At 69.4% G+C, this 10,769-nt stretch carries 8 protein-coding genes; 6 read left to right on the top strand and 2 right to left on the bottom strand.

The features are described 5' to 3' along the window. The 4 genes from DT074_RS12750 to DT074_RS12765 form a co-directional block, all read left to right on the top strand. Nucleotides 1-999: Y-family DNA polymerase (locus DT074_RS12750; RefSeq protein ID WP_162914866.1), on the top strand; the 999-nt coding region annotated here is incomplete at its 5' end. Beyond that, nucleotides 996-4,235 (top strand): error-prone DNA polymerase, encoded by a 3,240-nt coding sequence (locus DT074_RS12755; protein WP_119420240.1) that lies wholly within the window; start codon nt 996-998, stop codon nt 4,233-4,235. The genes DT074_RS12750 and DT074_RS12755, both read left to right, overlap by 4 nt. A gap of 45 nt (nt 4,236-4,280) precedes the next feature. Further along, nucleotides 4,281-4,664 (top strand): EthD domain-containing protein, encoded by a 384-nt coding sequence (locus tag DT074_RS12760; RefSeq protein WP_119420241.1) that lies wholly within the window; start codon nt 4,281-4,283, stop codon nt 4,662-4,664. Continuing rightward, nucleotides 4,661-5,131: a nuclear transport factor 2 family protein gene (locus DT074_RS12765; RefSeq protein WP_119420242.1), complete on the top strand. Its 471-nt coding sequence runs from the start codon at nt 4,661-4,663 to the stop codon at nt 5,129-5,131. The genes DT074_RS12760 and DT074_RS12765 overlap by 4 nt, the downstream gene beginning before the upstream one ends. Nucleotides 5,132-5,142: 11 nt before the next feature. On the opposite strand, the gene DT074_RS12770 is transcribed toward DT074_RS12765, so the two are convergent. Both DT074_RS12770 and DT074_RS12775 read right to left on the bottom strand, forming a co-directional pair. Further along, nucleotides 5,143-6,654 carry a Ppx/GppA phosphatase family protein gene (locus DT074_RS12770; RefSeq protein ID WP_119420243.1) on the bottom strand — a complete coding sequence of 504 codons (1,512 nt, stop codon included), beginning with the start codon at nt 6,652-6,654 and terminating at the stop codon, nt 5,143-5,145. Nucleotides 6,655-6,657: 3 nt separating this feature from the next. After that, nucleotides 6,658-8,826 carry an RNA degradosome polyphosphate kinase gene (locus DT074_RS12775; protein ID WP_119420244.1) on the bottom strand — a complete coding sequence of 723 codons (2,169 nt, stop codon included), beginning with the start codon at nt 8,824-8,826 and terminating at the stop codon, nt 6,658-6,660. Between the two features lie 108 nt (nt 8,827-8,934). On the opposite strand from DT074_RS12775, the gene DT074_RS12780 reads away from it, so the two are divergent. Together DT074_RS12780 and DT074_RS12785 are read left to right on the top strand one after the other, a co-directional pair. After that, a complete protein-coding gene (locus DT074_RS12780) occupies nt 8,935-9,459 on the top strand; it encodes a SixA phosphatase family protein (protein WP_119420245.1) in 525 nt (174 codons plus the stop codon). After that, nucleotides 9,456-10,733: an acetyl-CoA hydrolase/transferase family protein gene (locus tag DT074_RS12785; protein WP_119420246.1), complete on the top strand. Its 1,278-nt coding sequence runs from the start codon at nt 9,456-9,458 to the stop codon at nt 10,731-10,733. Before DT074_RS12780 ends, DT074_RS12785 begins: the two co-directional genes overlap by 4 nt. Nucleotides 10,734-10,769 lie beyond the last annotated feature (36 nt).

Below are 10,769 nucleotides of genomic sequence, written 5' to 3' on the forward strand. Positions count from 1 at the left end.
GCCCTGGCATCGCTGCCGCTCGGTGCCCTGCGCCTGCCGCCCGAGACCGTGCAGGCGCTGTCGCGGGTCGGCCTGCGCGCGGTCGGCGAGCTCGCCGCGCTGCCGCGGGCGCCGCTGGCGCGCCGCTTCGGGCCCGATGTGGTGCAGCGGCTCGACCAGGCTTTCGGCCGCGTCAGGGAGCCGATCTCGCCGCAGCAGCCGCCGGCACAGTTCCGCGCCCGCATCGCCTTCGCCGAGGCGATCGGCCGGCGCGAGGATATCGAGGAGGCGGTGCGCCGCCTGCTCAGACCCCTGATGGCCGAGCTGGAGGATGCCGGCAAGGGCGTGCGCCGGCTCGACCTCGTCGCCTACCGGGTCGATGGCGGCTGCCAGCGCGTCGGCATCGGCACGGCGGCGCCGAGCCGTTCCGCCCCGCATCTCTTCCGCCTGCTGGCAGAGCATTTCGAGCACATCGATCCCGGCTTCGGCATCGAGGTGCTGGCGCTGGAGGCGGCGGCGATCGATCCGCTCGAGCCGCAGCAGCTCGGCGCCGGCGGCATCGGCCTCGGCGACCTGATCGACCGGCTGCAGAACCGCCTCGGACCGGACCGCGTGGTGTCGCTGTTGCCGGCCGACAGTCATGTGCCGGAACATGCCGTGGTGGTGCGTCCTGCCGATGCGGCGGTTGTCGCCCAAGGTGGTAGCTGGCGTGGCGGCGATTGGCCGGCCAGTAATTGGCCAGAGAGGGGCGAGCGGCCCCTCGCGCTGCTCGCCGCGCCGGAGCGGATCGAGGCCGAGCCGGCGGAAGCGGCAGCGGAGCCGCCGCAGCGCTTCACCTGGCGCCGCGTGATGCGCGAGGTGGTGCGGGCGGAAGGGCCGGAGCGCATCGCGCCGGAATGGTGGCGTATGTCGGGCACCCAGCGCACGCGCGATTACTGGCGCATCGAGGATGCGGCCGGCCGCCGCTACTGGGTCTATCGCGACGTCGCCGGCTGGTACCTGCAGGGGTTGTTCGCATGACCGCCGCGGAGCAGGCCGCGCCCGCTTATGTCGAGCTGCAGGTCACTACCAATTTCAGCTTCCTGCGCGGCGCCTCGCAGCCGGAGGAGCTGGTGGTGGCGGCGGCGGCTCTCGGCCACCCCGCGATCGGCATCGCCGACCGCAACTCGCTCGCCGGCGTGGTGCGGGCGCATGTGATGGCGAAGGAGCAGGGCATCCGGATCGTGGTCGGCGCCCGGCTCGACTTCTCCGATGCGCCTTCGGTGCTGTGCTATCCGGCCGACCGGCGCGCCTATGGCCGGCTCTGCTGCCTGCTCACCACCGGGCGGCGGCGCGCGCCCAAGGGCGAATGCCATCTCACCGTGGCCGATCTCTGCGACCAGGCGGAAGGCCAGGTCGTCGTCGCCCTGGCGCCGGAAGAAAGGGAGTGGAGCGACGACACCTTCCTGCGCCATCTCCGCCGGCTCCGGATCGTCTGCGGCGACCGGCTCTATCTCGCCGCGCAGGCGCTGTATCGCGGCGATGACGCCAGGCGCATCGCCCGCCTGGCGCGGCTCGCTGACATTGCGGGCGTGCCGCTCGTGGCCTCGAACGACGTGCATTATCACGGCCGCGCGCGCCGGCCGCTCGCCGACGTGCTGGCCTGCATCCGCGCCAAGACCACGCTCGCGGAAGCGGGTTCGCTGCTGCATCCCCATGCCGAGCGGCATCTGAAGCCGGCGGCGGAGATGGCGCGCCTGTTCCGCGCCTGGCCGGAGGCGCTGGCGCGCACGGTCGAGATCGCCGGGCGCTGCCGCTTCTCGCTCGCCGAGCTGGCCTATGTCTATCCGGCGGAATCGGAAGCCGGCGATCCGCAGGCGGTGCTGGAGCGCCTCGCCTGGGAAGGTGCTGCCATGCGCTATCCGGAAGGCGTGCCGGACAAGGTGCGGAAATCACTGGCCGACGAGCTCGCGCTGATCGGCCGGCTCGGCTATGCGCCGTATTTCCTCACCGTGCACGACATCGTGCGCTTCGCCCGCAGCCAGCGGATTCTCTGCCAGGGCCGCGGCTCGGCGGCGAATTCGGTGATCTGCTTCTGCCTCGGCATCACCGAGGTCAACCCGATGCAGGTCGACCTCCTGTTCGCCCGCTTCGTCTCCGAGGAGCGCAAGGAGCCGCCGGATATCGACGTCGATTTCGAGCACGAGCGGCGCGAGGAGGTGATCCAGTACATCTATCGGAAATACGGCCGCGATCGTGCCGGGCTGACGGCCGTCGTCATCAGCTATCGCTGGCGCAGTGCGATCCGCGATGTCGGCAAGGTGATGGGGCTCTCGCTCGACACCGTGGCGGCTTTGGCGCGCGTCACCTGGGGCTGGGAGACGATCGACGATGCGCCCAAGGTGGCGCGCGAGGCGGGCCTCGACGCGGACGACGCCAACCTGATCCGCGCCATCGGCCTGGCGCTGGAGCTGATCGGCTTCCCGCGCCATCTGTCGCAGCATGTCGGCGGCTTCGTCATTACCCGCGGCCCGCTCTCGGAGAGCGTGCCGATCGAGAACGCGGCGATGGAAGACCGCACCGTGATCGAATGGGACAAGGACGATATCGATTCGCTCGGCATGCTGAAGGTCGACGTGCTCGGCCTCGGCATGCTGACCTGCATCCGCAAGGCCTTCGGCCTGCTGCAGCAGCATCACGGCCGCGAGGTGACTTTGGCCTCCGTGCCGCAAGGGGATCCGCAAGTCTACGAGATGCTGCAGAAGGCGGATTCGATCGGCGTGTTCCAGGTCGAGAGCCGGGCGCAGATGTCGATGCTGCCGCGCCTCAAGCCCCGGACCTTCTACGACCTCGTCATCGAGGTGGCGATCGTGCGCCCCGGCCCGATCCAGGGCGACATGGTGCATCCCTATCTCCGCCGCCGCGAAGGCAAGGAGAGAGTGGAATATCCGCGGCCCGAGCTCGCCGCGGTGTTGGCCAAGACCTGCGGCGTGCCGCTGTTCCAGGAACAGGCGATGAGCATCGCCATCGTGGCCGCCGGCTTCACCCCGGGCGAAGCGGACAAGCTGCGCCGCGCCATGGCGACCTTCAAGCGCACCGGCACGATCGGCCATTTTGAGAAGAAGATGATCGACGGCATGGTGAAGAACGGCTATCCGCGCGATTTCGCGGTGCGCTGCTTCAAGCAGATCGAGGGCTTCGGCGAATACGGCTTTCCGGAGAGCCATGCGGCGAGCTTCGCGCTGCTCGTCTATGTCTCGGCCTGGCTGAAGCGGCATTATCCGGCCGCCTTCGCGAGCGCCCTGATCAACAGCCAGCCGATGGGCTTCTACGCGCCGGCGCAGATCGTGCGCGATGCGCAAGCGCATGGCGTCGAGGCGCGCCCTGTCGATGTCAACCGCAGCGACTGGGACTGCACGCTCGAACCTTCAGGCGGCAGCGCGAACCGCGTCGCGCTGCGGCTCGGGCTCCGCCTGGTCAAGGGCCTGGCGGAGGATGCGGCGACGCGTCTGGTGGAGCGTCGGGGTGCGGGCTACAGCTCGATCCGCGAGCTCTGGCGGCGGGCCGAGCTATCACGCCTATCGCTCGAGGCGCTGGCGGCGGCGGACGCCTTCGCCTCGATGGGCCTCGACCGCCGCAAGGCGCATTGGGAGATCCGCGCGCTCGGCGACAAGCCGCTGCCGCTCTTCGCGGTGGTGGAGGGCATGGTGCGGCCAGGCAGCAACCTGCCGCCGCCCGACCTGGCCGAGGAGCCGGAGGTCGCGCTGCCGGCCATGCCGCTCGGCGAGGCACTGGTCGAGGATTACGGCAGCCTGGGCCTCAGCCTGAAATCGCATCCCGCCGCGCTGCTGCGTGGCGCACTCACCGCCGAAGGCTATGTGCCGACCGCGCGCCTGGCCGAGACGGCGGACGGCAGCTGGATTTCGGTCGCCGGCATCGTGCTGGTGCGCCAGCGGCCGGGCACCGCTTCCGGCGTGATCTTCGCGACCCTGGAGGACGAAATCGGCATCGCCAACGTGATTGTCTGGCCCAAGGTGTTCGAGCGCTATCGCCGCACCGTGCTCGGCGCTCGCCTGCTCGGCGTGCACGGCAAGCTGCAGCGGGAAGGCCTGGTCGTGCACGTGATCGCCGAACGGCTCGACGACCTCTCCCGCCATCTCGACCGCCTGACCACGATCGACAGCCCCTTCGAGCCGCCGCTGACCCGTGCGGATCACATCCGCCATCCCGGCACCGACGCCCGCGGCGCCATGCCGAAGGGGCGGAATTTTCACTGAAGGCGGATCCACGAAAGCGCTAAGCTTCCGCGCGGAGGAAGCGCGATGATCAAGATCACCTTCTGCCTGCGCCGCAAGGCCGGGATGAGCGCGGCGACATTTCACGAGTACTGGCTGAACAGCCACGGGCCGCTGGTCGCCTCGCTTCAGCCGGCGCTCGGCATGCGCCGCTACGTGCAGACGCATGCGATAGATACGCCCTATGATCAGTCGATCCGCGAGAACCGCGGCGCGCCGGAGCCGTTCGACGGCATCGCCGAGCTCTGGTGGGAGAGCCTCGAGGCGCTGGCCGCCGGATTCGCGACGCCGGAGGGGCGGCGCGCCGGGCGCACCCTGCTGGAGGACGAGCGCAAGTTCATCGATCTCGCGCGCTCGCCGCTGTGGTTCAATCGCGAGCATGTCATCGTGGGCAAGGAAACGCCGCCATGAGCTTCGTCGAGCTGCTGTCGAACTTCACCAAGGCGGTCGAGACCGCCGATCACGAGGGCCTGGCCAACCTGTTCCTGCCGGACGGCACCTATGTCGACGGCTTCTACGGCGCGTTCATCGGCCGCCCCGCCATCGCCGGCATGCTGCGCGATCATTTCTGGGGTCATGCGAAGGCATTCCGCTGGCAGATGCTGGACCCGGTGCAGCAGGGCGCGAACGGCTATGTCCACTGGATCTTCAGCTACACCTCGGTGCTGCCGGAGGCGCAGGGCCGCCGGGTCGTGTTCGAGGGCATGAGCCGGTTCGAACTCGAAGGCGATCTGATCCGCCGCTACACCGAGCAGTTCGACCGCGGCCTCGCGCTGGCCCAGCTCGGCTTCCCGCCGGAGCGTATCGCCAAGGCGGTGCATCGCGCGGCGGAGCGGCAGAACGCCAAACCCGAAGTGCGGCCGCATCTCACCGCGTAGGGCGGGCAGGATCAGCCCTTCGCCCGCCCGCGGCGTCCCGTTTCGACGGTCGTCGGCCGCAGGTTGAGCGCCTGCGCCAGCGCCTCGAAGCGTCGCTCGACCGCCTCGCCCAGGACCGCCCGGCCGGCGGGCCGGACCGCCAGGACGAGGTCCTTGCCGTCGACCGAGAGCTCGGCCACCTCGTCGAGCGCATTGGTGCCGCCGGTCAGCGCCTCGCCGAGCCGGATGGCAAGCCCGATGGCGAGCGCCCGCTGCTGCCCGGCATCGCTGACCAGCGGCAGGCCGGGTTCCACCGCCGGCCCGTCGATATGGCCTTCGTAGCGCGCGTGGACGGCGAGGGCGACGAAAGCGCGCGAGGGATGGTCGATGCCGACGAAGGGCGCGCGCAGGATGCGGCGGAACGCCTGCTCGCCGCGGTAGTCCGGATTGACCCGCCAGGCAACGTCGGCAAGCAGGCAGGCCGCGAGCCTGAGCCGTGCCTCGTCCGCCTTGGCATCGGGGAAGACCGGCTGGACGAAACGGTCGAGATCGTCGCCATGCATGCCGAAGCGGTTCTCACGCTCGCCCATGTCGCGGCAGAGCGCGAGGAACGGATCCTCGGCCCGGACGGCCGGGGCCAGGATGTCGAAATGCAGGCCTTCGCGAACACCATTGGCCGAGAAGATCACTTGCGCGGGCTTCGCCCGCTTGATCAGCCGCCGCAGCACCAGCGCGGCAAGCGGCACCGTCTCGAGCCGCCGCTTCGGCACGCCGCCCATGCGGGCGACCGATTCCCGGCTCTGCCGCGAGAGCAGCCGCGCCATATCGGCGATCTCGTCCGCCGGCACCTGGTAGTGGTGAATGATGTGTAGCGGATAGTCGTTCTGGGCCATGTGTACGCGGGCAATGGCGCGCCAGGCGCCGCCGACCAGATAGAGCGAGCGGCCGCGCCCTTGATCGAGCCAGGCGAGCGAGGCCAGGGCTTCGTCGGCGCGGTCGCGCGCCGCCGGCATGGAGAGGTGGGCGAGGCGGAAGGGGCCGAGCGGCAGGGTCGCGTGGTCGCCGAGCTTCGTCTTGTCGAGGGCGACCAGTTCGAGCGAGCCGCCGCCGAGATCGCCCATGATGCCGTCGGCATCGGGGATGGCGGACACCACGCCGAGCGCCGACAGTCGCGCCTCCTCGCCGCCGCTCAGGATGCGCGGGATCACGCCGCATTCGCGCTTGATGCGATCGATGAAGGCGGCGCCGTCGCTCGCCTCGCGCACGGCGGCGGTGGCGACCAGGTCGAAGGTCGTGACCTTCATCCGCTCGGCCAGTACGACGAAACGGCGGATCGCGGCGACCGCCGTTTCCACGCCCTGCGGGTCGAGCTTGCCGGTCTCCGCCAGGTTGCGGCCGAGCCCCGCCAGGACCTTCTCGTTGAAGATCGGCGTGGGTGAGCGGTCGGGGCCGGTGAACACGACCAGACGGACCGAGTTCGACCCGACATCGACGACCGCTATGTAAGTGCCGGCGGGCGAACCCGCCGTCGATGCTGGGGGCATTCCTTAACGCGATTTGAGATCGAGTCGACGCACCGAGCGAGTCTGCAACGCCTTGCCCCGGCCGGAAAGGCTTGGATTGGTCATGAAGTAGGTGTGGGCGCTGAACGAAGCGGCGCCGGCATCGATCCGGTCATAGGTCCCGTCCGAGTTGAGGCGCCAGCTCTGTGCCGTGTCCTTCAGGTTGGCCACCATGATCTGATCCAGCACCTGCTCGTGGACGGTCGGATTCCGTACCGGTACCAGAACCTCGACGCGGCGGTCGAAGTTCCGCGGCATCCAATCGGCGGAGGAAATGAACACCTTGGCCTTGGGCGAAGGCAGCCCGTGCCCGGCGCCGAAGCAGACAATGCGCGAATGTTCGAGGAACCTGCCGACGATCGACTTGACGCGGATGTTCTCGGACAAGCCTGGCACGCCGGGACGCAGGCAGCAGATGCCGCGCACGATCAGGTCGATCTGTACGCCCGCCGCGCTGGCGCGATAGAGCGCATCGATCGAGGTGGCGTCGACCAGCGAGTTCAGCTTGGCCCAGATCGCGGCCGGGCGGCCGGCCTTGGCATGCTCGATCTCCTCGTCGATCAGGCGGAGCAGGGTGGGGCGGAGCGAGATCGGCGACACCGCGATCTGCGTCATCGCTTCCGGCTCGGCATAGCCGGTCATGTAGTTGAACAGCCGCGACGCGTCGTGACCGAGCTCCGGGTCGCAGGTGAAGAACGACAGGTCCGTATAGATGCGCGCGGTAATCGGGTGGTAGTTGCCGGTGCCGAAATGCACGTAGGTGCGGAGCGAGGCGCCCTCGCGGCGGACCACCAGCGATACCTTGGCATGCGTCTTGAGTTCGATGAAGCCGTACACCACCTGCACGCCGGCGCGCTCCAGGTCGCGCGCCCAGCGGATATTGGCGGCCTCGTCGAAGCGGGCCTTCAACTCGACCAGGGCGGTGACCGTCTTGCCGGCCTCCGCCGCCTCGATCAGCGCCTTGACGATCGGGCTGTCGTCGGAGGTGCGGTACAGCGTCTGCTTGATGGCGACGACATTGGGGTCGGCCGTTGCCTGGCGCAGGAACTGCACCACCACGTCGAAGCTCTCGTAGGGGTGATGGACGATGATGTCCTTCTGCCGGATCGCCGCGAAGCAATCGCCGCCGAAATCGCGGATGCGCTCCGGGAAGCGCGGGTCATAGGGCGAGAATTTGAGGTCCGGACGCTCGTCGACGATCAGCTGCTTGATGTCGGCAAGGCCGAGAATACCGTCGACGATGGTGACGTTCTCGGGCTTGACCTCGAGCTCGTCCATGACGAAGCGGCGGAGCCCTTCGGGCATCGCCGCGTCGACCTTGAGGCGGATCACGCTGCCGCGGCGGCGGCGCTTCAGCGCGGTCTCGAACACGCGCACCAGGTCTTCGGCCTCTTCCTCGATCTCGATGTCGCTGTCGCGGGTGATGCGGAACAGGCCGCGGCTGACCACGCCATAGCCCGGGAACAGTCGGGCCAGAAACAGCTCGACCAGCGTCTCGAGCGGCAGGAAGCGGAGCGTCTCGCCCGGCAGGCGGAAGAAGCGCCCGACCTGGCTCGGCAGCATCAGCAGGGCGTTCATCGGCCTGCCGTCGCGGATGCGCTTCAGCTCCAGCACGAGCGCGAAGCCTAGATTGGGCATGAACGGGAACGGATGCGCCGGGTCGATCGCCATCGGCGTCAGTACCGGGAAGACGTGCTCGAGGAAGAAGGTCTCGAGCCAGTCTTTGTCGGCGGCGGAAAGCTCGTCCGGCTGGACGACGACGACGCCGGCGGCACGCAGCTCCGGCACCAGCACGTTCCAGCAGCGCTGCTGCTCGGCCATCAGCTCGCCGGCAGCCTCGGTGAGCAGGGCGAGCTGCTGGGCCGCGGTCAGGCCCTCCGGGCTCTGCACCTGGACCCCGGCGCGGACCTGGCCCCAAAGGCCGGCGACGCGCACCATGAAGAACTCGTCCAGGTTGTTGGCCGAGATCGACAGGAAGCGCAGCCGCTCCAGCAGCGGGTGGTGGGTATTGTAGGCCTCCTCCATGACCCGCTTGTTGAAGGCCAGCCAGGACAGCTCACGATTGATGAAGCGGTCCTTCGGCGCGAAGCCGAGATAGCTCTCGGCGATCATCGGCAAGCCGGCCTGTTTCAACGCTGCTGCGGTTTCCGCCATGCTGCTATTCCTGTGGCCCGGCCCGACGCGTATATCTCGGGGCCGGCGGGGTGATTCTGGACGGACTATACAACAGGTCAAAATGTCCATTTTGTTACGGCCGGCAGGATGAGGCACCTCTACCTTCTGCGCCACACCAAGTCGGCCTGGGACGTGCCGGGGCAGAGCGACAAGGAGCGGCCGCTGGCCCCGCGCGGCCGCAAGGCCTGCCGGCCGATGGGGCGCCTGCTCGCCGCCCTGGACCCGGCGCCGGATCAGGTGCTCTGCTCCACCGCCGTGCGGGCGCGGCAGACCTGGGAGGGCTGTGCGAAGGCGGGTGGCCTCGATTGGCCGACGAGCTTCCGCGACGACCTCTATCTGGCCACGGCGAACCAGCTGCTGCACGCGGTGCGGCGGCTGCCCGGCTCGACCGCGGCCGTGCTGCTGGTCGGGCACAACCCGGGCATGGAGGAGCTTGCCCGTGCGCTGGCGGGCCGCGGCTCCGACGCGGCGGCGCTGGCGCGCCTGGCGGAGAAATATCCGACCGGCGGCTTTGCCGCCTTCGCGGCGCCGCTTGCCGCCTGGTCCGATCTCGCCTTTGGCGCAGCGCGGCTCGTCGCGTTCGAGACGCCGAAGCGGCTGGAGGAGGGATGAGCGGTCCGCGGCGCCTGAAGGCCGCGGAGGTTCCGGGCCTGCTCAGGCCCGGGATGCGCGTCTTCGTGCACGGCGGTGCCGGCGAGCCGCTGCTGATTCAGGCTGCGCTGCGCGCCGATCCCGAGGCCAGCGCCGGCGTCGAGTACGTTGCGGCTTTGACGCCGGGCGTGAACGATTTCGACTATGCGGCGCTGCACCCGACGACCCGGATGGAGGGCTATTTCGTCGCGCCCTCGCAGCGGGATTCGTTCGCGGCCGGCAAGCTGCGCTTCCTGCCGATCAACTACTGCTTGATCTGGGAGCATCTGGCCGCAAGCCCGCCGGTCGATATCGCCTTCCTCAACCTGGCGCCGCCGGATGCGGGCGGCCGCTGCTCGCTTGGCCTCGGCGCCGACTTTCCCTCCGCCGTCTGGCCGCGGGCGAAGCTGATCGTGGCGCAGATCAACCCGGCGCTGCCGCAGGTCGCCGACGATCCGGGCGTGCCGTGGGATCGTCTGCACGCGGTGATCGAGGCGGAAGGGCCGCCGATCGAGCAGGAAGTGGGCGCACCCGACGCGACGATGCGGGCGATCGCCCGCCACGCCGCCGGCCTGATCCGCGACCGCGACACCTTGCAGATCGGCATCGGGAAGGTGCAATCGGCGATCCTGGGCGAGCTGAAGGACCGCCGCGATCTTGGCTTCCAGTCCGGGCTGATCAGCGACGCCGTGCTGGATCTCGTCGAGGCCGGCGCGGTGACCGGCGCGGCCAAGACGTTCGAGAAGGGTCTGATCGTGGGCGGCCTCTATGTCGGCACGCGGCGGCTCTACGACTGGATGTGGCAGGCGCCGCAGGCGGCGCTGCGTGCCGCCAACCACACGCATGCGACGCCGGTAATCGCCCGGCTCGACAACTTCGTCTCGATCAATTCGGCTGTCGAGGTCGACCTGTTCGGCCAGTGCAATGCCGAGATGGTGGCAGGGCGACAGGTGAGCGGCACCGGCGGCTTCGCGGATTTCGTGCGCGGTGCGCGGCTGTCGCGGGGCGGCCGTTCCATCGTGGCGCTGCCGTCCCGGGCCGGCGCCAAGGCGTCGCGCATCGTGGCGAATCTGAGCGAGGGCACCGTCGTCACCGGCGCGCGCTCGGATGTGGACTGCATTGTGACCGAGCAGGGCGTGGCGGATCTCCGTGCGAAATCGGTCGACGAGCGGGCGGAGGCCCTGATCGCGGTCGCCGATCCGGCCTTTCGCGGCGATCTGGCGCAGCAATGGCGCGAACGCCGGGCGCGGCTGTAAGCTTGCCCGCCGCCGATACAAAAAGTGCGAGGAAAC

Origin of the sequence: Desertibaculum subflavum (assembly GCA_003576705.1) — a bacterium.
Lineage (GTDB): Bacteria > Pseudomonadota > Alphaproteobacteria > Ferrovibrionales > Ferrovibrionaceae > Desertibaculum > Desertibaculum subflavum.